At 67.6% G+C, this 19,215-nt stretch carries 18 protein-coding genes and 1 pseudogene; 9 read left to right on the top strand and 10 right to left on the bottom strand.

What is annotated here, in order from left to right:
• Positions 1-58 precede the first annotated feature (58 nt).
• From QZ951_RS08795 to QZ951_RS08770, 6 genes are all read right to left on the bottom strand, one after another.
• The gene (locus QZ951_RS08795) at positions 59-340 is read right to left on the bottom strand and encodes a hypothetical protein (RefSeq protein ID WP_293000171.1); all 282 of its coding nucleotides are present in this window, start codon (positions 338-340) and stop codon (positions 59-61) included.
• A gap of 105 nt (positions 341-445) precedes the next feature.
• Positions 446-904 carry an NAD(P)H-dependent oxidoreductase gene (locus QZ951_RS08790; RefSeq protein WP_366943842.1) on the bottom strand — a complete coding sequence of 153 codons (459 nt, stop codon included), beginning with the start codon at positions 902-904 and terminating at the stop codon, positions 446-448.
• Positions 901-1,371, bottom strand: a complete 471-nt coding sequence (locus tag QZ951_RS08785; RefSeq protein WP_293000170.1) for an RNA-binding S4 domain-containing protein — start codon at positions 1,369-1,371, stop codon at positions 901-903. The genes QZ951_RS08790 and QZ951_RS08785 overlap by 4 nt, the downstream gene beginning before the upstream one ends.
• Before the next feature lie 12 nt (positions 1,372-1,383).
• On the bottom strand, positions 1,384-1,635 hold the full coding sequence (locus QZ951_RS08780; RefSeq protein ID WP_293000169.1) for a hypothetical protein: 252 nt from the start codon (positions 1,633-1,635) through the stop codon (positions 1,384-1,386).
• Positions 1,632-2,873 carry a TCR/Tet family MFS transporter gene (locus QZ951_RS08775; protein ID WP_293000168.1) on the bottom strand — a complete coding sequence of 414 codons (1,242 nt, stop codon included), beginning with the start codon at positions 2,871-2,873 and terminating at the stop codon, positions 1,632-1,634. The genes QZ951_RS08780 and QZ951_RS08775 overlap by 4 nt, the downstream gene beginning before the upstream one ends.
• A gap of 150 nt (positions 2,874-3,023) precedes the next feature.
• Positions 3,024-4,343 (bottom strand): sigma 54-interacting transcriptional regulator, encoded by a 1,320-nt coding sequence (locus QZ951_RS08770; protein ID WP_293000167.1) that lies wholly within the window; start codon positions 4,341-4,343, stop codon positions 3,024-3,026.
• 176 nt (positions 4,344-4,519) lie between these two features.
• Here QZ951_RS08770 and QZ951_RS08765 point away from each other — a divergent pair, with 176 nt between their 5' ends.
• Complete coding sequence (locus tag QZ951_RS08765; RefSeq protein WP_293000166.1) at positions 4,520-4,939, top strand: group II truncated hemoglobin; 420 nt, start codon at positions 4,520-4,522, stop codon at positions 4,937-4,939.
• A gap of 25 nt (positions 4,940-4,964) precedes the next feature.
• Here QZ951_RS08765 and QZ951_RS08760 read toward each other — a convergent pair whose 3' ends face one another.
• The 3 genes and pseudogenes from QZ951_RS08760 to QZ951_RS20385 form a co-directional block, all read right to left on the bottom strand.
• Entirely contained in the window at positions 4,965-5,264 is a 300-nt protein-coding gene (locus QZ951_RS08760) for a hypothetical protein (RefSeq protein WP_293000165.1), read from the bottom strand.
• A 97-nt stretch (positions 5,265-5,361) separates the two neighbouring features.
• Positions 5,362-8,088 carry a ligand-binding sensor domain-containing diguanylate cyclase gene (locus QZ951_RS08755; protein WP_293000164.1) on the bottom strand — a complete coding sequence of 909 codons (2,727 nt, stop codon included), beginning with the start codon at positions 8,086-8,088 and terminating at the stop codon, positions 5,362-5,364.
• Positions 8,089-8,151: 63 nt separating this feature from the next.
• Positions 8,152-8,451 (bottom strand): annotated as a pseudogene (locus tag QZ951_RS20385) (hypothetical protein); the annotation flags it as partial.
• Positions 8,452-9,069: 618 nt separating this feature from the next.
• On the opposite strand from QZ951_RS20385, the gene QZ951_RS08750 reads away from it, so the two are divergent.
• Positions 9,070-9,861: a thioesterase family protein gene (locus QZ951_RS08750; RefSeq protein WP_293000163.1), complete on the top strand. Its 792-nt coding sequence runs from the start codon at positions 9,070-9,072 to the stop codon at positions 9,859-9,861.
• A 245-nt stretch (positions 9,862-10,106) separates the two neighbouring features.
• Positions 10,107-11,342 carry a phosphoglycerate dehydrogenase gene (serA, locus tag QZ951_RS08745; protein ID WP_293000162.1) on the top strand — a complete coding sequence of 412 codons (1,236 nt, stop codon included), beginning with the start codon at positions 10,107-10,109 and terminating at the stop codon, positions 11,340-11,342.
• Between the two features lie 28 nt (positions 11,343-11,370).
• Here serA and QZ951_RS08740 read toward each other — a convergent pair whose 3' ends face one another.
• Positions 11,371-13,356: a diguanylate cyclase gene (locus QZ951_RS08740; RefSeq protein WP_293000161.1), complete on the bottom strand. Its 1,986-nt coding sequence runs from the start codon at positions 13,354-13,356 to the stop codon at positions 11,371-11,373.
• A gap of 233 nt (positions 13,357-13,589) precedes the next feature.
• Here QZ951_RS08740 and QZ951_RS08735 point away from each other — a divergent pair, with 233 nt between their 5' ends.
• The 6 genes from QZ951_RS08735 to QZ951_RS08710 all read left to right on the top strand — a co-directional run bounded on the left by QZ951_RS08735 (position 13,590) and on the right by QZ951_RS08710 (position 19,196).
• Entirely contained in the window at positions 13,590-15,617 is a 2,028-nt protein-coding gene (locus tag QZ951_RS08735) for a S9 family peptidase (RefSeq protein WP_293000160.1), read from the top strand.
• A gap of 60 nt (positions 15,618-15,677) precedes the next feature.
• Complete coding sequence (locus QZ951_RS08730; protein ID WP_293000159.1) at positions 15,678-16,076, top strand: DUF2809 domain-containing protein; 399 nt, start codon at positions 15,678-15,680, stop codon at positions 16,074-16,076.
• A 105-nt stretch (positions 16,077-16,181) separates the two neighbouring features.
• Positions 16,182-17,495 (top strand): type II toxin-antitoxin system HipA family toxin YjjJ, encoded by a 1,314-nt coding sequence (yjjJ, locus tag QZ951_RS08725; RefSeq protein ID WP_293000158.1) that lies wholly within the window; start codon positions 16,182-16,184, stop codon positions 17,493-17,495.
• Between the two features lie 26 nt (positions 17,496-17,521).
• Positions 17,522-18,496 (top strand): oxygenase MpaB family protein, encoded by a 975-nt coding sequence (locus QZ951_RS08720; RefSeq protein WP_293000157.1) that lies wholly within the window; start codon positions 17,522-17,524, stop codon positions 18,494-18,496.
• A gap of 34 nt (positions 18,497-18,530) precedes the next feature.
• Positions 18,531-18,764: a hypothetical protein gene (locus QZ951_RS08715; RefSeq protein WP_293000156.1), complete on the top strand. Its 234-nt coding sequence runs from the start codon at positions 18,531-18,533 to the stop codon at positions 18,762-18,764.
• A 120-nt stretch (positions 18,765-18,884) separates the two neighbouring features.
• Entirely contained in the window at positions 18,885-19,196 is a 312-nt protein-coding gene (locus QZ951_RS08710; protein WP_293000155.1) for a DUF5076 domain-containing protein, read from the top strand.
• The last annotated feature ends 19 nt before the right edge of the window (positions 19,197-19,215 follow it).

The raw sequence follows: 19,215 nt of genomic DNA, 5'->3' as shown, positions 1-19,215 counted from the left end.
ACCGCGCCACAGGCCGCGGAACGAGACCGATCGGCAAACGCCTGCGTTTACCGCGACTTCACTCGGGCGAGGCGATGCACGACGCGTCCGGCTGCGGGCCGACAGCGATGCCCGATGCGCACTGGGCGGACGGTCCCGTCGAGCACGACGCCGGGCAGGCGCCGCAACGGTCAGCGCTGGACGCGGTGCAGGCGGCACTGTCATCGGTCTGCAGCTCAGGGCGGGTGTCGGCCTGTTGCTGAACTTGGGGCTGGAGGACCACCGCCTTGTTCGGCGCGGCCAGCGCGACAGCCCAGCACGAGACGAAGACGAGGCAGGCGAGGTTGCGGGATGAGGTCATGGCAGTTCGTCCGTCGAAGATGGTCCGAAAGTGCCGCGACTGTAGGCCGCAAGCGCTGAACTCAGAATGAACGGTCCGCGCCGGGGGGCGACGGCAGCGTGGGCGTTACAGCGTGCCGAGCGCCAACCCTGCCGCCAGCATCGCGCCGCGTTCACGCGCCTGCGCCCGTGCGTTGTCGTCGGGATCCGCACGAACAATGAGCGGCTCCGCGACCCGCTTCCAGCGGTAGCCGGCGGCAATCCGTTCGAGCGCCCGCACCGCACCACTGCCGTCGTTGCCGGCGCTGACCAGCATCAGATAGGGCAGGCCGTCGACCTTGCCCTCGGCCGGATAGTAGGTGCGGTCGAGAAAATCCTTCACGGCGCCGGAGAGATAGCCGAAGTTCTCCGGGCTGCCGATGATCAGGCCATCGGCCCACAGCAAGTCGTCCAGCGTGGCCGCGAGCGCGGGCTGACAGCGGGTCTCGACTTCGTCCGACCAGTCGGCAGCGCCGGCACAGGCGGCTTCGATCAGCGCCGCCGTGCGCCCGGTCTGGGTGCTGAAGACGACCAGCAGATGCTTCATCCGCGCCCGAGCGAGCGCTTGAAGCGGTGGATCAATCGTCGCTGCAGCTTGTTCGGCCGATCGCTGAACTGCTCGTCCGCAGCCGCGCGGAGTTCGGCTTCGCGGGCGCGTCGTGCCAGGCTGGCGTCGGTTTCCGCATACAGCAGGCGCGCGAAAGGCGCGCCGAGGCGCTGGTCGGAGCGCTCGAGGACCGTCACCTGCATCTCGTCCTGGCCACGTCGAATGCTGATCTCCGCCCCGATCGCGACGTCCTTCGCGACCTTGGCCCGGCTGCCGTCATAGCGCACATGACCAGCTTCGATGGCTTCCTTCGCGATGTTGCGCGTCTTGTAGAAGCGGGCCGCCCACAGCCACTTGTCGAGGCGGACCGAGTCGACCGGCTTCGGATGGCGTGCCGGCGCCTCGCCGTCGTCGGCCTCGTCATCGGCCTCGTCGAGGTCGTCGTCCTGGTCATCGTCGTCGATCATGCATGTGCTCGTTCAATCGCTCGTGGGGCGGCGGCAAACCGGACCTGCGATCACCGGCAGGCCGAGGGCGAAGCGCAGTCGCCGTTGTGCCAGTGCCGTGGCCGCCGCCGAGCCGCCGTAGTCGCGGACCCAGGTCAGCAGCGCGTCGATCTCGCGGACCTGGGTCCTTGCAAGCTCGCAGGCGCGTTCGAGCGCGGCGCTGTCATCGTCGTCGAACCAGGCCGAGAGCGCCGATTCGAGCGCGGGTGGCAGCGCCGGCTTCATGCGGCCGCCGGCAGCGCCGGGCGCGTGAACACGCGGGTCAGCAGCAGCGCGCTGAAGGTCAGCGTGGCGGCCAGCAGGAACGGCGCGCCCGGCAGATGCAGGCTGGCACCCGGCCCGATGAACCACGCGAAGCTGACCGTGAACAGACCCGGCGCGACCAAGCCGGCGATGCCGACGAGGCTGGTGTTCGCACCCTGCAGCTGGCCCTGCTCGGTGGGCAGCACGCGGCGCGTCATCAGGCTTTGCAGGCCCGGGTTGAACAGGCCCATCAGCGCGAAGATCGGCATGCCGGCCCAGAACCAGATCTGGTCCGGCGCCAGCGCCATCCACAGGAAGCCGGCAGTCCCGCACGACAGTCCGGCGAACATCGAGATGCGTTCGCCGAAGCGTGCGACGAACGGCCGCACCAGTCCGCCTTCGACGGCTACGTTCAGCAGCCCGGTGAAGGTCAGGGTCAGCCCGGTGGTCTGCGCGTCCCAGTGGTAGCGGTAGCTCGTGTACAGCACGAAGACGCTCGGCAGCACGTAGCGCGCGATCTGGAACAGCAGATTGATCGCCGCGAGTCCGGTCAGGCCCGGATAGGAACGCAGCAGCTTGAGCGCGCCGATCGGATTGGCCCGCGCCCAACGGAACGGCGAGCGCCGCTCCGGCGGCAGCGATTCCGGCAGCACGAACAGGCCGTAGGTCGCGCTGATCAGCGCCAGGGCGGCGGCGGTCCAGAACGGCAGGCGTTCGCTGATGCTGCCCAGCACCCCGCCCATCGCCGGGCCAATGACGAAGCCGACGCCGAATGCCGCACCGAGAATGCCGTAGCCGGCGGCGCGCTTTTCCGGTGGCGTGATGTCCGCCACATACGCCGCGGAGACCGAGAAGCTCGACGCGGTGATGCCCGACAGGATGCGCCCGACGAGGAGCCAGCCAAGGCTCGGTGCCAGCGCCATCACGATGTAGTCGAGCCCGAGGCCGAAGCACGAGATCAGGATCACCGGGCGACGGCCAAAGCGATCCGACAGCGCGCCCAGTACGGGGGAGAACAGGAACTGCATCAAGGCCCAGGCCGTGGCGAAAATGCCATAGGTTTCAGCGGCGTAAGCGGTATTGCCGCCACGGAACTGCTCGATCAGCCGCGGCAGCACCGGAATGATCACGCCAAAGGCCAGAACATCGAGCACGACGGTGACGAAGATGAAGGCGAGGGCGGCGCGTCGGCGCGGCGCGCTCGTGAGGGAGTCGGTCATGGCGCAACTTTAGAGGATGCGCGCGGCTCGCGGCATCGCCCGTCCGGATTGGCTCGCGTCGATCGCCGTGATCGCCGCGGCCCTCCGGGCGGCGAGCACAAAAAAGGCGCGAGGGTTGCTCGCGCCTGGTGGTTCCGCCGTGCAGTCGCGTCAGGCGGCCGCATAGATCTGATGGCTGTGATGGGTCTTCGGCTCCCACAGCAGGATGCCCTGCTCGATTTCCGGCGCTCGGATCAAGGTGTCGCCGCCGCGCGTCGTGGCGGTATCGACGAACGCCGATTCGAGCACGCGGACCACGCCGCGGATGTTGCCGTGCCAGCGGCAGTCCTTGATCGTGGCCCAGGCTTCGGAGCTGAGGCCGGTCGGCGCCACCCAGTTCGAGCATTTCGACGCCAGCCGGCTCAGACAGGTGGCGACGACGGCGATCATGTCTTCCTCGCGGCGCGACAGCTCCGGCACCTGCAGGGTCGAAGCCCCCAGCCGCGTGAACTGATCGAGATTGACGGCGTTCTGCAGGAAGGTCCAGCTGCGATTGGTCGCGTACAGCACGGCGCATTCGAGCGGCTGCTTGGCCGATGCGCCGTACGGCAGGTACTGGCCGTTGTCGAGCGCTTCCATCAGCACTTCCATCACGGCACCGCTGATTTCATGGCTTTCGTCGAGGAAGCAGACGCCATCGCGCGCGTGCTGGAAGGCGCCGGTGCGGGCTCCGGCACCCGGAAACGCACCCGAGACGTGGCCGCACAGCAGCGACTTGATCGCCGCCTTGTCGCCGACGTTCTCGGCAGCGAGGTTGATCGAGACGAAACGGCCCTTGCTGCGCACCAGGAAGTAGTAATAAGCCAGCGTGGTCTTGCCGCTGCCGGGGCCGCCGAGCAGGCAGGCGCGGCTGACGCCGTTCTGGGCGAAGCCGCGGATGCGGGCGACCAGCGCCTGCAGTTCCGGGCTGAACACGAAGAAGTTCTTGAACGCCGTGTTGTCGACTTCCGTCGTCGCCGGCATCCGGATGACGTTGTCTTCGGTCACCGGCCGCAGGCGCTGGATCAGCTGCTGCGCCACGCCATCGACATCCGACGCCAGCAGCAGCCGCGTGCCCTGCAGGCGACCGGTCGGCGCGCGGCGCTCCAGCCACTGACCCAGGGCAACCAGCTGGGTCGAGTTGATCGCGACGATCAGCACCGTCTCGCGTCCGGCACCGCGGGCCGCCACGACCTGATCGGCCAGCGCGTCGAGATCGAGCGGATTGTTGAACAGGCTCAGCACGTAAGGACTTTCGATGCCGCCGGTGGCCCGCGGATCGGTCAGCGACACGGTCTGCACGCGGCGGTCGGCCGGAAGCTGCAGCGCTTCGGCGCTCAGGCGGTCGCGGAGGTAGGCCTCGGGGGCCACGACGAGGACGTCGGCGGCAGGCTCGCGGGATGCCATGTCCTGCGCCTTTCTGGAATCTGCTTTCTTGGCTGAGCCGAACACGTTTCTCTCTCCTGGGTCAGTGATGCTGCCGGGCCGACCGTACTCCGGGACACCGGCCTGCCAGCGCCGGTCTGACGAGCAGGCCGGACGATCCGATTGGCGGCGCTGTCTGGGCGGCGCTCGCGGGATTCCGGCAGGCCTCTATCATTGCAGCCGAAACGCCTGCCGACAAACCGATGACCGACGTGAAACCCGATTCCGATCCTGCGAGCGAGGCCGAGACCTTGTTCGAACTGTTGGGCGGCGAGCCCGGCATTCGGGCGCTGGTCGACGACTTCTACGCGATCATGGACGCGGATCCGTCCGCGAAGACCGTCCGCGAACTGCATCCGCCGATGCTGAACGGCTCGCGTGACAAGTTCTTCTGGTTTCTGTGCGGCTGGAGTGGCGGGCCGGATCACTACATCAGCCGATTCGGTCACCCGAGGCTGCGGGCGCGGCACCTGCCGTACGCGATCGGCGAAGCGGAGCGCAACCAGTGGCTGACCTGCATGCTGCAGGCGCTCGAACGTCAGCCGTATCCGCCGGCGCTGCGCGAACGTCTGATGGCCAGCTTCTTCGAGACCGCCGACTGGATGCGCAACCGCCCCGGGTGACCGCGTCCTGAATCGACGGCCGGCGTCAGGTCGCCCACTGGCTGGTGCCGGGCTTCAGCCACCACCACAGCAGCGCGCCGATCAGCAGCAGCGGCAGCAGTGCCGGCAGCAGCACCAGACCCAGGATCGGCAGCGCGATCAGGGCGACGCCGACGCCCAGCGGCAACAGCAGCGCCAGCAGCAAGGCCCCGCCGATGATCCCGAGCACGCCGAGCACGAGGCAGACGATCAGGTTCAGCACCAGCCCGAGCACGGTGAAGAACAGCCAGACGGCGGCGCCGATGCCGAGCACGGCCAGCAGGATCAGGATCAGGGATTCGATCATCGGGCCGCTCCGGAATGTGTATCCCGGTTGGATGCGGTGAAGTCCCGCGCCGGATGCAGTCGCGCGTCCGCTGGCGACCCCTCGGCCGTCGCGCGTCTCAGGATCGCGCCTTGAACTCCAGCGTCACGGCCTGCGAGTCCGGTGGCAGCGGGTCGCGCGAGCTGATCAGCAGCAGGTCGTTTTCGGCCAGCAGTGCGGCGCGGTCGTCCTTGAACCGGCGCATCAGGGTCTGGAACGGCGTCTTGGCGGTGAACCGGAACGCAGCCCAGCCATTCCGGCCGGTTTCCTTGACGTGGTACAGCGCGCGGTCTGCGAGTTCGACCAGATCCTGCCAGTCGAGCGATGGCGGCGTGTTGCGCAGCGGGTATTCGGCGAAGCCGACGGAGCAGGTCAGCCGCAGCGGCGTCGGCGCGCCGACCGCGAACGGATGCGCCGAAATCACGGTGCAGATGCGCGAGGCGTAGCTGATCGCATGATGCTGCGACAGCGGCCGCGACACGATCAGGAATTCCTCGCCGCCCCAGCGCGTCACGTAATCGCCCACGCGCACCAATTCGCTCAGCAGCGCACTGAACTGCTGCAGCACCAGATCGCCGCCGCCATGGCCGTGGCTGTCGTTGATCTGCTTGAAGTGATCGATGTCGACCAGCAGGAACAGAAGGATGGTGTCCTCGTCGTAGCACTCGACGCCCTTGCGCCGGTAGAACGCCAGGTCCTGCGGCAACTGGTTCAGCAGGTATCGGCGATTGCGCAGGCCGGTCAGCGGGTCGGTATAGCTGGCCTGCTCGAGCTGCTGGTTGGCCAGCGCCAGCGCGTCGGTACGCTGCGCGACGATCGTTTCGAGCACGGCGCGCCGCCGGGTCAGCGAACCGAGCCGCCAGCGGTGGATGCCGTACGCCAGCGTCAGGACGATCACCGCGATCATCAGGTAGAACCAGATGGTCTCGTAGAAGAACGGTGTGATCCGGAACGCCAGCATCGCCGGCGTTTCGCTCCAGACCCCGGCATTGTTGGCGCCACGGACCTCGAACACGTACTCGCCGGGTGGCAGATTGGTGTAGTCGGCGTAGCGGCTCAGCGAATCCTTCACCGGCTGCCAGTTCTCGTCGTAACCCCGCAGGCGATATTCGAGCTGCACCGCATACGGGTCCTGGTAGCTCAGCGCCGAGAACTTGAAGCTCAGGTCGCGCGCCCGAGCCGGCAGCGGTGCTGCCAGAAAGGCGCTGGCGCTGATCCACTTGCCGCCGGTGGACACGCTTTCGACCTTGACCGTCGGCGGCACCGGATTGCGCACCAGCGTGTCGGTCGGCACGGACAGCACGCCATCGCGTGTCGGCAGCCACAGCACGCCGCCGGCCATCAGCCCCTTGCTGTTGCCCGCACCGTTGCAGCACTCGCCGCGCGGCCCGGTGGTGCGCGCGCTCAGCTCGTTGCCGTACGGCTCGCTGCGCACCGGGCGGCGGACACCGTCCTTGGGCAGACGCAGGTCGTCGACCGGAACCCGGTACAGCCCGCGCAGCCCGGCTACCCAGAGATAGCCCTTGTCGTCGTTGGTGATGAAGAACGCCGAGTTCTGCGGCAGGCCATGGTCGTGGTTGAACTCGATCCAGCGGCTGCCCTCGTAGACATACAGCTGCTCGGTGGCGGTGCCGACGACGAGCCGGCGATCCGGCAGTTCGTGGATGGCGGTGACGTCGATGTCGTTCGGCAGGCCTTCGCCAGCGCCGATCGCCTGAACCTCGCCATTGAGCCACTCGGCCAGCCCGAACTGCGTGCCGAGCAGCAGTCGGCCATCGCGGGTCTGGTACAGCACCCGGACGCTCGGGTCGCTCAGGCCCTCGTTCTCGCCGAAGCGGGTCAGTGCGCCGCCGGCGTAGCGGAACAGGCCGTTCGAGGTCGCGAACCATAGGCGCCGGGCGCGATCGCGCAGGATGCCGTTGATGCGCAGACCTTCGAGCCCTTTCAACGCCGACAAGGCCACCAGTTCGCCGCGCCGCATCAGCACGGCACCATGCGAGGTGCCGATCCAGATGTCATCGCCTTCGACCAGCAGGCTGTAGACGCTGGGATCGGGCAGGGCGCTGCCCGGCAGCACCTGCCGGAAACGGTTGCCCGATAGCTCGCTCAGGCCGTTGTCGGTGCCGACCCAGAGCCGGCTGTCGCCCCGGTTCAAGCTGTCGCGCTCCACCGACCAGACCAGCGGCGAACTCAGCCCTTCCTGCAGGCTGTAGCGCGTGGTCAGGCCGTTCCAGAACCGGGTCAGGCCGCGGGTGCGGCTGCCGAGCCAGAGGTTGTTCTCGCGATCCTCGAACGCCGTCAGGTACTCCCAGCGCGTGCCCATGCGCTCGTTGTCGATCTGTTCCACCAGCTCGCCGTTGCGCATGCGCACGAGCCCGCTGGACGTGCCGACCCACAGATTGCCGCTGCGGTCTTCGTACAGCACGCCGATCGATGACGAGGCCAGCGTCGGCAGGCGGTCGTAGCGCTGCCAGACGCCGCCCTCGCGCACGAACAGGCCGGTGCTGGTGCCTGCCCACAGCCGCGATCCGGAAATCACCAGATGCTGCACCGTGTCGTGCAGGCTCAGGCCCGGCAGCATCTCGAACGCGAAGGTGTTGCCATGCTGCTGGTAGACGCCGCCCCAGCCGCCGATCCAGCGGTTGTCCTGGCCGGATTCGATGATCGAGAACAGCGGCCCCGGCACGGCACGGTCCTGCTGCAGCTTGTCATTGACCACCCGGAACAGGCCGGCCGTGGTCGCCACCAGCACCTCGCCGCTGGCGCTCGGCAGGATGTCCTGCACGTCCATTTCGGCACTGGCCACCGGATTCTCGACCGGCACGGTGACGAAGCGACCATCGCGGTAGACGGCGACACCCTTGTTCGTCGCGATCCACAGCCGCCCGTCGCGGTCCGTGTGCAGCGCCTGGATCGTGCTGCTCGGCAGCGCCGGCGTATTGCCGGATTGAACGTGGTGAAGCGCACGCCGTCGAAGCGGGCGAGGCCGCTCAGGGTGCCGGCCCAGATGTAGCCCTCGTGATCCTGCGCGATGGCCTGCACTGCGATCTGCGGCAGGCCTTGCTCGATCGACCAGGAGTCGCGGACGAAGTTGTGGAACGACTTGTCGGCAGACAGCGCGGCGGCGGGGCGAGCGAAGACCGCGGCGAACGCCACCAGCAGCGCCCACAGCGAGAGCACGCAGACGCGCGGCGACGACGATGCTGACGCACCGGATGTCGTTCCGCGATAGCTCAATGCGCGATCCTCGTCGATGTATCCGGGATGCCCCGGCCGCCGTCGCCAAGGTCCCCTGCTCACAAATCCCTGAAAATTGCCGGTACGAGTGTACATCCGCGCTGATCGGCGATTCATCCCCGCCAACGCGTCGTCAATGCTGTCGCTGTGCGGCTCCGCCATCGATGCGATGTCGACGTTCGTCGACGCGCGTCCATGTGGATTCCAGCAGCCGCGACGACCGCTGACTCCGGGACTTCCCTGCGCCGTGCGCGTCCGATGATAACGCCCGTCGGCCGCAAAAATTGTGATCAAGCTCAATAATCTAGCGATGCCTGCAGGTTGTCCCCGCTGCGCCTCCGGATCGATCGGCGTCCGGCCGGCGGTCGCTGGCGCCAGATGATCACGGTGTCGGGTTGGTGCCCGCTGCGGCTCGGGCGTTCGTCGCAGGTCACGGCCCGTCACCATCCGGATGGCATCATTCGGTGCGGCAGCGTGCCGACCACGAGATGCCGGCCGTCGTCGGACGAGGCGAGCCGGCCCCGATTTCCCTGACCCTGGACTGTTCAACATGCGCTTTTCGGACGTACTCGACACCCTGACGCCGGCGGCTGCGGCCGGCACCTTCACCGCCACCGTCGGCGACGAGTGGCTGCAGGGCCGCAGCGTGTTCGGCGGCCTGCAGGCGGCGCTCGCGGTGAAGGCGATCCGGCAGATCGCGCCGGAGGCGCCGCTGTTACGCACCTTGCAGACCACGTTCATCGCACCGGTGCCGGCCGGAACCGTGCGGGTCGAGGCGCGGGTGCTGCGCGTCGGCAAGTCGGCGATCCACGCCGAAGCGCGGCTGTTCGACGGCGAACAGCTGGCCTGTCTGGTCATCGCGGTGTTCGGTGCGGCGCGGCCTTCGGCCATCGCCATCGAACTGCCGGCGATCACTGCGTCGCCGCTCGAAAGTGCACGACGCCTGCCGTACGTTGCCGGCATCGCGCCGGCGTTCATGCAGCACATGAAGCTGTCGTGGGCGCAGGGTGCCTGGCCGTACTGCGGTGGTTCCGAGGCGCGGACGCAGGTCTGGGTCGCGATCGCCGACGAACCGGTGATCACCGAGGCGGTGGCGATCGCGCTGGCCGATGCCATTCCGTCGCCGGCCCTGTCGACGTTCAGGAAGCCGACCGTCGCCAGTTCGCTGACCTGGACCCTCGAGTTCCTCGGCCAGCCGCTCGATGTGCCGCAGGCGCCGTGGCTGATGGATGCCGAGGTCAACGCCGGCCGCGACGGCTACCTCGCACAGACGGCGACGCTGGCCGACCAGCATGGCCGGCCCGTGGCGCTGACGCGGCAAAGCGTCGTCGTGTTCGGCTGAAGCGCGTGCGCGCCGGCGGCGTCGGGCGGACGCAGGCCGCCACGCTGGTGCCTGCGTTCGCGTCCAACGGCGACGAAAATCGTCGCGAAATCAGCGGGAAAGGCGCGCGTCGGGCGGTCGAGCGCGCGGCCGCCGGCCGATGATCGCCGGGTTTCCGGATTGGCGATCCGCTGATCCGGGCTGACCCTGCGGCCTCGTGCTGGCATCATTGCGCGCCGCACAACCCGCGGTGGATGCAAGGCCCCATGAAAAAAACCTCTTTTCCGAAGCAGGACATCAAGATTCTGCTGCTGGAAGGCGTGTCCCAGACCGCCGTCGAACACTTCCGCGCTGCCGGCTACACCAACCTTGAATTCCATGAAAAGGCGCTGCCGGAACCGGAGCTGATCCGCTCGATCGCCGATGCCCGGATGGTCGGCATCCGCTCGCGCACGCAGCTGACCGCGAAGGTCATCGCCGAAGGCAAGCGCCTCGGCGCCATCGGCTGCTTCTGCATCGGCACCAACCAGGTCGATCTCGAAGCGGCACAGGCGCGCGGCATTCCGGTGTTCAACGCGCCGTACTCGAACACGCGCTCGGTCGCCGAACTGGTGATCGCCGAGGCGATCATGATGATGCGGCGCATTCCGGAAAAGAACGCCGAATGCCACCGCGGCGGCTGGTCGAAGACCGCCGTCGGCAGCTTTGAAGTCCGCGGCAAGACGCTCGGGCTGATCGGCTACGGACACATCGGCACGCAGGTCGGCGTGCTGGCCGAAAGCCTCGGCATGCGCGTGATCTATCACGACATCGAAACCAAGCTGGCGCTCGGCAACGCGATGCCGGCGGCGAGCCTGAACGACCTGCTGCATCGCTCGGACATCGTGTCGCTGCACGTGCCGGAAACCCCGGCGACGAAGCTGATGTTCGGTACGCCGGAGATCAATGCGATGAAGCGGGGCGCGCTGCTGATCAACGCGTCGCGCGGCACCGTCGTCGACATCGACGCGCTGGCGGACGCGCTGCGCAGCGGTCAGGTCGGCGGCGCGGCGGTCGACGTCTTCCCGGTCGAGCCGAAGGGCAACGACGACAAGTTCGTCTCGCCGCTGATCGGCATGGACAACGTCATCCTGACGCCGCACATCGGCGGTTCGACCCTGGAAGCGCAGGAGAACATCGGCGTCGAAGTCGCGGCCAAGCTGGTGCGCTACAGCGACAACGGCTCGACCCTGTCGGCCGTCAACTTCCCGGAAGTGTCGCTGCCGGAGCATCCGAACAGCCATCGCCTGCTGCACATCCACGAGAACCGGCCGGGCATGCTGTCCCGGATCAACGACCTGTTCTCGAAGGGCGAGGTCAACATCGAAGGCCAGTACCTGCAGACCAGCGGCAACATCGGCTACGTCGTGATCGACATCGCCGCCGCCGATCATCAGGCCGAAGCACTGCGCGAACAGCTGGCGGCGATCTCCGGCACCTTGCGCACGCGCCTGCTGTACTGACGCGCCTCGGCAGCGACGCGGCCTGCGCTCAGGCCGCGTCGCTGCCCGATTTCAGCGCCGGCGGCGGCTCGTCGCCGGCATGGCGGACCGTATTCCGGCCGGCCGCCTTGGCCCGGTACATCGCCTGATCCGCCGCCCGCACCAGCTGCAGCGGGGACGCGGCATCGACCGGATACAGCGCTGCGCCGATGCTGGCGCCGACCTTGACGGCCCCGCTGGCCAGTTCGACCGGCTCCGCCAGCCGGTCGATGATCCGCTGGGCGACGCGGGCCGCTTCCGTGCGATCCGGGCACTTCGGGCAGATCACGGTGAATTCGTCGCCGGCAAGGCGGGCCACGAGATCCTCGCCGCGGACGGTCCCGGTCAGCCGCCGCGCCACCTGACGCAGCAGTTCGTCGCCCGCGTCGTGACCATGTCGATCATTGACTGCCTTGAAGCCGTCGAGATCGATGAACAGCAGCGCTGCCGGCTGCCGGGTGCGTTCGGCTTCCTCCAGGGTCACGCGCAGCCGTTCGTTGAACAGGCGGCGGTTCGGCAGGCCGGTCAGCAGGTCGAGATTGGCCTGCTCCCAGACCTTGCGCTCGCGTTCGCGGCGTTCGCTGATGTCGCGGATGATCAGCACCACGTGGTTGACGGTGCCGCGGGCGTCCGGCGTCGGCATGAAGGTCAGCTCGCACCACAGCGGCGTGCCGTCGCGCCGCTGCATCGGCGTTTCCACCACCTGCGGCACGCGCGACGAGAAACCCTTCGCGATCCGTTCGGACACGTCCGGTGCCGGGTCCGGCATCAGCAGGGCGTCCATCGGCTGGCCGATCACCTGCAGCGGCGTGTATCCGAGGATCTGGGTGAACGCCGGATTGATGTAGGCGAGGTGATCGCTGGCGCCGCCGGGCGTCAGGCTTTCGAAGATCACGATCGGCTCCGACGAATTGACGAACGCCGATTCGTACATCCGCAGACGGTGCTCGCGCTCGCGCCGCTCGGTGACATCGCGGCCGGACAGCAGATAGGTGCCGCCGGTGTGCGGTGCCAGCTGGTATTCGAACGGGAAGCTGCTGCCGTCGTCACGCCGGGCGGTTAGTTCGTGCAGCTGATGGAACGCTGCCCGGCGCACCACGGCGCGCACCAGGCGGGTGGCGTCCTCGGCCAGCGCGGTCAGCGGTTGATCCTGCAGCGCGTCGAGGTCGCGGTCCCACAGCCGAGCCGCGGCGCGGTTGCTGCGCCGGATGACGAGGTCATCGTCGAGCACGAAGACCGATTCCGGGATGCCGTCGAACACCGATTCCAGCTCCAGCCGCGCGTCGTCGATCTTCGCGTGGCTGCTGCGCACGGCAGCGACCATCGGCCGGAAGATCAGCAGCGCTTCGCCGAGCAGAGTCAGCAGCACCACGGCCAGCAGCCCGTTCTGCAGCAGCGCCAGCTGATCGACCTGCTGCTGGCTGTCGGTCTCGTAGCGGCGGGTGACGGTGTCGAGCGCAGCCAGCAGCGGCGACTGTGCGGCGTCCAGCACTTGCTGCAAGGCGTCCGGACGCGCGGCGAGTGCCGATTTCGGCATCGCCAGCAGGTCCCGCGCGGCGCGGGTATAGGCCTCGATCCGGCGGTTGAGATCGACCGGTGGCGCGTCGTACATCGCCTGCAGCTCGGCCGAGTGCGGCGGGGCGATGCCGAGCCGCAGATTGCCGCGGCTCAGGGTGTCGTGCGCGGTGGTCAGCGCGGTCAGCGTTTCATCGAGCAGCCGGGCGCTGCGGGCGCGGTCGTCCGCAGTCGGCGCGGTGCTGTATTCGAGGGCGAAACGCGACACCCGCTGCGACAGCATGCGCTGGCGTCCGGCCAGGTTGATGGCCGGCGCGTAGCCGCGCTGCGTGTCGAGCAGATGGACCAGCAGCAGGTGCGAGCCGAGCGACAGCAGCGCGATCGCGGCGAGGGCGATCAGGTAGCCGCGGGTGATCCGGCGCGACAGCGCCTCGCGACCGCTGGCGAGCACGGCGGTGGCTGTTTTCTGCGATGACGACATTGCGAAAAATTCCTTTTCAGCGCCCATAGTTGCGAGCGGTCGACCACGACGGGGCCGGAGTTCAGCGCCGCGATGTTGCGCGCTATAGTCCGGCCAGCCAGTGGTATTCCTTTCCTTGCCTGCCGCCTACCGATGATCGAACACGCAAGACCGACCGATGGTCGCGTCGACCCGTCCGCAGACTGTGCCCGGTCTGCATTTTTCGTGCGCGCGCGGCCCGATCGAGTCCTGTCATGCCCGAGTTGCGCACGCGTTTCCTCGCCATTGCCGTCTCGGCGGCCACGGCCATGCTGACGTCCGATCCCGCCGCCGCTGCGGCAAAGACGCCGACGGCCGCGCCGTACGGCAGCTGGCCGTCGCCGATCACGTCGGATGCCATCGTCGCCGACAGCCTGCGGCTCGGGCAGGTTGCCATTGATGGTGCCGCGATCTACTGGGTCGAAGGCCGGCCGAAGGAGGGCGGTCGCGGCGTGCTGATGCGGCGCCGGGCAGACGGTGCCTTCGACGAACTGACGCCGGGCGACTACAACGTGCGCACTCGCGCGCACGAGTACGGCGGCGGCGGCTTCGTGGTGAAGGGCAACATCGCCTACTTCTCGAATTTCAAGGATCAGGCGCTGTACCTGCAGCCGCCGGATGGCCCGCCGCAGTCGTTCCGCGCCGAGCCCGGCTCGCGCTTCGCCGATGCCACGATCGATGTGCCGCGGGTGCGGATGATCGCCGTGCGCGAAGCCCATCCGGCCAATGGTGGCGAGGCGGTCAACACGCTGGTGGCGATCGATCTGGAAGGCGAGCACACGATACGCACGCTCGCATCCGGGGCGGACTTCTACTCGTCGCCGAAAGTCAGTCCGGACGGCAGGCGGCTGGCGTGGCTGTCGTGGCGGCACCCGAACATGCCGTGGGACGGCACGACCTTGTCCGTTGCCAGCTTCGATGCCGATGGTTTCCTGACCGGCATCGAAACCGTTGCCGGTGGTGCCGACGAGTCGGTGTTCCAGCCCGAATGGTCGCCGAGCGGCGAACTGGTGTTCGCGTCCGACCGCAGCGGCTGGTGGAACCTGTACGGCTGGCACGGCGGCAAGACCCGGCTGATCCTGAAATCGGCCACCGAATTCGGCGAGCCGCAGTGGGAATTCGGCATGCGCCGCTACGGCTTCACGCCGGCCGGCACGATCATCGCCAGCGACATCGCCAACGGCGAGGCCCGGCTCACGGAAATCGATCCGAAAACCGGCACCCGTCGTGACATCAAGACCCCGTTCAAGGAAATCAAGGAGTTGCAGGTCGGCGACGGCTTCATCGCGTTCCTCGGAGGCTCCGATACCGAAGCCCGCTCGCTGGTCCGGCTCGATCTGAAGACGCAGCGTTTCGAAGTCCTCCGACGCGGCAGCAGCCTGAAGCTTGATGCCCGCCAGCTGTCGAAGCCGCAGGCGATCGAATTCCCGACCACCGGAGGCAGGACGGCGCACGCGTTCTTCTACCCGGCAATGAATCCGGCGTTCGTCGGCCCGCCGGGCGAGAAGCCGCCGCTGGTGGTGCTGAGCCACGGCGGCCCGACCAGCCAGACGACGATGACGTTCAACCCGTCGATCCAGTTCTGGACCTCGCGCGGCATCGGCGTGGTCGACGTCAACTATGGCGGCTCCAGCGGCTACGGCCGGGACTATCGCCGGCGCCTGAATGGGCAGTGGGGCATCGTCGACATCGATGACTCGGTCAACGCCGCGAAGTATCTGGTGTCGAAAGGGCTTGCCGACGAGAAGCGGCTGGCGATCCGCGGCGGCAGCGCCGGCGGCTACACCACGCTCGGTGCGCTCGCGTTCCGGCCGGGCGTGTTCAAGGCGGGTGCCAGCTATTACGGCGTCGGTGATCTCGAAGTGCTGGCGCGCGACACCCACAAGTTCGAATCGCGCTACCTCGACAGCCTGATCGGCCCGTATCCGGCCGAGAAGGCGCTGTACGAATCCCGCTCGCCGATCCACGCGGTGGATCGCATCGACAGCGCGCTGATCCTGTTCCAGGGTCTGGACGACAAGGTGGTGCCGCCGAACCAGTCGCAAATGATGTTCGATGCGGTAAAGCGCCGCGGCCTGCCGGTGGCGTATGTGCCGTTCCCGGGCGAAGGACACGGTTTCCGTGCGTCGGCGGCGATCAAGCGCAGTCTCGAGGCCGAGCTATATTTCTACGGCAAGGTCTTCGGCTTCACGCCGGCCGATGCCATCGAGCCGGTGGTGATCGAGAACCTGCCGAAGCCGTGAGGGAGGCCGGGTCGGGCCGATTGGGATGAGGCTCAGTCGGGGCTGGCAGATGTCGCCAGCATGACGGTCATCGCGCTGGGACTGGCATCGCGCGGATACCCGGCGCTGTTTCCGGCCGCGCTCGGCAAGTACCCGGGCGATGCGCTGTGGGCGCTGTTGGTCTTCTTCGGCTGGGGCTTCGTCAGGCCGGCCGCGTCGACACGGACCTTGGCGATGCTGGCGTTCGCGACTGCCGGTCTGGTCGAGTTTTCGCAGCTTTGGCAGGTGCCTTTGCTGAACGCGATTCGGGCCACCACGGCGGGCCACCTCGTTCTCGGCTCGCGCTTTGCGTGGTTCGACCTCGCGGCGTATGGCGTCGGTGTGGCCGTCGGTGTTGCCGTCGGCGCGGTGATCGAACGGTTCTGGCACGCCCGTCGGGTGATGCATCGTGAGACGCGTGCTGGCGGCGATCGCCGCTGAATCAGGTATTCAAGCGGCCAGAAAGATCGGTGAATAGATTCGCTAATTCATATAGATAAATAATTTTATCTATTCATTATCCATGCATTTCTTTATGCTTTCGGCATGGAAAACGACCTGATTCCGTACCTGGTGGCCGGTCCGCGCACGGCGGCGGAGATCGTCGAGCGCCTCGGCGTCAGCCAGCCGACGGTGTCGCGCCTGCTGCGACGCATGGCCCCAGAAGTCATGGCGCTGGGCCGCAGCCGGGCCGCGCGCTACGGCCTGCGCCGCGAGATTCGCGGCCCCGGCCGTGTTCTGGGCGGCGATCTGCCGGTCTATCGCGTCGACCACGACGGCCGCGCGCACGAGATCGGTCTGCTTGCCGTGCTGCACGGCGGCGGCTGGTACGAATCGCTCGAGGGCGGCACCTCGGCGGTCTATGACGACCTGCCGTGGTTTCTCGACGACATGCGGCCGCAGGGCTTCGTCGGCCGGGCGCTGGCGCAGTCGGCGCAGGATCTCGGCCTGCCGCCGCGGCTCGGCGACTGGAACAACGACCACGCGCTGGTCTGGCTGGTGCAGCGCGGCGAGGATGCGATCGGCAACCTGATCGTCGGCCATGAATCGCTGCGCCGGTTTCAGGCGCGGCCCGAGCCCGCGCTGCAGTCGCGCGAGGACTATCCGGCGCTGGCCGAGCGGGCGCTGAGCGGCGAGGCCGGCGGTTCCTCGCCCGGCGGCGAGCAGCCGAAGTTCACGGCCTTCGTTGCCGACGATGACGGTCGCGCGCGCCACGTGCTGGTGAAGTTTTCGGAGCCGCTGACCACACCGTCCGGCCGGCGCTGGGGCGATCTGCTGATTGCCGAAAGCCACGCCAGCGCCGTGCTGCGCGAGGCCGGCATCGACGCAGCGCCGAGCATCGCGATCGAACGCGGCGGGCGAATGTTGCTCGAAGTCGAACGCTTCGACCGCATCGGCGCGCAGGGCCGGCGCGGCCTGTTCTCGCTCGGCGTGATCGATGCCGAGTTCGTCGGCCAGCGACGCGACTGGCTGGCCACCGCGATGACGCTCGCCACCTTGCGCAAGCTGCCGCTGGATGCGGTTGAACGGATTGCGTGGCTATCTGCCTTCGGTGGGCTGATCGCCAATACCGACATGCATTTCGGCAATTTGAGCCTGTGCTTCGACGGCCGCTGGCCGCTGTCGCTGGCGCCGGCCTACGACATGCTGCCGATGCTGTACGCACCGCAGCGCGGGGAGGTGCGTACACCGGACTTCATGCCGCGCCCGCCGCTGACCCGGCATCTGGCGCAGGCGCAGGCGGCGCAGCCGTGGGCCGTGCGCTACTGGCAGCGGCTGGCGGACGATGCCCGCATCACGCCGGAATTCCGGGCCGTTGCCGCGCTCAATGCCGAGCGGGTCGCGTCACTGCGCGTCTGAAAGCCGTTGCGTCCGTACACTGCCGCATGACTTCTTCCAATCGATTGCACCGGCCGCGCCTGCCGCGGACCGTTGCCGGACTGGTTCCGACCCTGACCGGCCCGCTGCAGACCCGCCTGCGCGACTGGGTCGTCGGCGTGTTCCCGCGCAACGAGCAGTTGGCGATCGAATACGACCAACCGCTCGGTGATCCCGGCCTGTTCGGTCCGGACAGCGTGACCTGGCGCATCCACTCGGATTTCCCCGGCATGATGGCCGGCGGCATCGGCGCCTTGATGCTGCAGACGCTGCACCCGGCCGCGTTGGCCGGCGTCTGGGATCACTCGAACTTCCGGCACGACCTGATCGGCCGCCTGCGCCGGACCACCGCGTTTGTCGCCGGCACCAGCTACGCGCCGACCGGCGAGGCTGAACGCCTGATTGCCCGCGTGCGCCGCATCCACGCGAAAGTGACCGGGCGCACCGAGGACGGGCGGCCCTACGCGGCGAACAGCCCGAAACTGCTGACCTGGGTGCATGTCACGGAAGTGTCGAGCTTCCTGCGCGGCTATCTGCTGTACGCGAATCCGGAGCTGCCGCTGGCACTGCAGGATCGCTACTACGCCGAGAACGCCCGCGTGGCCGAAGCGTTGGGTGCGCGCAAGGTGCCGAAATCGGTCGCCGAGGTCGAAGCCTACTTCGCGAGCGTGCAGGGCGATCTGGCATTCACGGTGCGTTCGCGTGAAGTGCTGGCCGTGCTGGCCGGCATGTCCCTGCCGATTCCGATGAGCGGGGTGTCCAAGCACCTGTTTCTCGGGGCGGGTGCGGCGCTGCTGCCGGACTGGGCTGCCGCGCGCATTGGCCGCACTCGCGTCGAACGGCTGCGGGACGCCGCCGCCGAACGCACGCTGCGCGCGCTCGGTCCCGTGTTCCGCGCCGCACTGCGCGATGGCATCGGCGCGCGGGCCTGCCGACGGGTTGGGGTGCCGGTGGAAACGCTGCATCAGTTGCCGGTCGATTGACGCCGAATTCGCGTTGGGGCCCACTGAACCCGTTATGAAATTGAAAGACGTTCTGACAAACGAGTTCACCGTCCGCTACGACCCAGCGGAACAATGCCTGCTCATTTACCCTCAGCTCAATCCGCCTGCAGGCACCGTTCCAATTCGACATCGGCTATCGGTGCTGCAAGAAATGTGCAGTGCGGAGGCCGCAAAATTTGTCGGCCAAACAATTCTTTTGCTGATCCCCGAGCTTCGCGCGAAGGTTTTCGGTGAGCCAGAAGAGTGAGTCCCTACCAATTTGCTCCAGCCGACCCGCAACCCATGTGTTCGTTACGGGCTGATGGTTGATTGACGCTGCATCCGCGCTAGACCAAATGGAACCTGACTTGAGCGAGTTGAAACTCCCATGAAGCCACTAGTCATCCCGCCAGCGGCACAACGAGACGAGCACTCAATTCAGATGTTGAGCGCGTGGATTGCTGAGCGTGGCCAACATTGCACGATCAAGATTGGCTTCTGGGAAGAGAACGGCCATGACGAGGCAAAAGCGTGGGGCGTCTTCCTTGCCGACACAGTTCGGCACATCGCCAATGGACTTCAAGAGAAGCACGGAAAACTCGCGCCTGAAACGACCGCTGCGATTATCGCTTCGTTCCATCAGGAACTTGGCAAGCCATCGTCGGAAGCCACGGGAAGTTTCAGCGATGGGCACCACTAGCAAGTCGAACTCGTCGTCG

This window comes from Nevskia sp. (assembly GCF_021732705.1).
GTDB lineage: Bacteria > Pseudomonadota > Gammaproteobacteria > Nevskiales > Nevskiaceae > Nevskia.
The sequence above is the reverse complement of the archived record's forward strand: the minus strand, read 5'-3'. Positions and strand labels throughout refer to the sequence as shown.

Excerpts from the sequence above, each read along its gene's own strand:
- QZ951_RS08720 (WP_293000157.1), top strand. The coding sequence starts at position 17,522 with ATGACTTCTTCCAATCGATTGCACCGGCCGCGCCTGCCGCGGACCGTT.
- QZ951_RS08775 (WP_293000168.1), bottom strand. The coding sequence starts at position 2,873 with ATGACCGACTCCCTCACGAGCGCGCCGCGCCGACGCGCCGCCCTCGCC.
- QZ951_RS08760 (WP_293000165.1), bottom strand. The coding sequence starts at position 5,264 with ATGATCGAATCCCTGATCCTGATCCTGCTGGCCGTGCTCGGCATCGGC.
- serA (WP_293000162.1), top strand. The coding sequence starts at position 10,107 with ATGAAAAAAACCTCTTTTCCGAAGCAGGACATCAAGATTCTGCTGCTG.
- QZ951_RS08790 (WP_366943842.1), bottom strand. The coding sequence starts at position 904 with ATGAAGCATCTGCTGGTCGTCTTCAGCACCCAGACCGGGCGCACGGCG.
- yjjJ (WP_293000158.1), top strand. The coding sequence starts at position 16,182 with ATGGAAAACGACCTGATTCCGTACCTGGTGGCCGGTCCGCGCACGGCG.
- QZ951_RS08735 (WP_293000160.1), top strand. The coding sequence starts at position 13,590 with ATGCCCGAGTTGCGCACGCGTTTCCTCGCCATTGCCGTCTCGGCGGCC.
- QZ951_RS08780 (WP_293000169.1), bottom strand. The coding sequence starts at position 1,635 with ATGAAGCCGGCGCTGCCACCCGCGCTCGAATCGGCGCTCTCGGCCTGG.
- QZ951_RS08765 (WP_293000166.1), top strand. The coding sequence starts at position 4,520 with ATGACCGACGTGAAACCCGATTCCGATCCTGCGAGCGAGGCCGAGACC.
- QZ951_RS08785 (WP_293000170.1), bottom strand. The coding sequence starts at position 1,371 with ATGATCGACGACGATGACCAGGACGACGACCTCGACGAGGCCGATGAC.
- QZ951_RS08730 (WP_293000159.1), top strand. The coding sequence starts at position 15,678 with ATGACGGTCATCGCGCTGGGACTGGCATCGCGCGGATACCCGGCGCTG.
- QZ951_RS08715 (WP_293000156.1), top strand. The coding sequence starts at position 18,531 with ATGAAATTGAAAGACGTTCTGACAAACGAGTTCACCGTCCGCTACGAC.
- QZ951_RS08710 (WP_293000155.1), top strand. The coding sequence starts at position 18,885 with ATGAAGCCACTAGTCATCCCGCCAGCGGCACAACGAGACGAGCACTCA.
- QZ951_RS08795 (WP_293000171.1), bottom strand. The coding sequence starts at position 340 with ATGACCTCATCCCGCAACCTCGCCTGCCTCGTCTTCGTCTCGTGCTGG.
- QZ951_RS08750 (WP_293000163.1), top strand. The coding sequence starts at position 9,070 with ATGCGCTTTTCGGACGTACTCGACACCCTGACGCCGGCGGCTGCGGCC.
- QZ951_RS08740 (WP_293000161.1), bottom strand. The coding sequence starts at position 13,356 with ATGTCGTCATCGCAGAAAACAGCCACCGCCGTGCTCGCCAGCGGTCGC.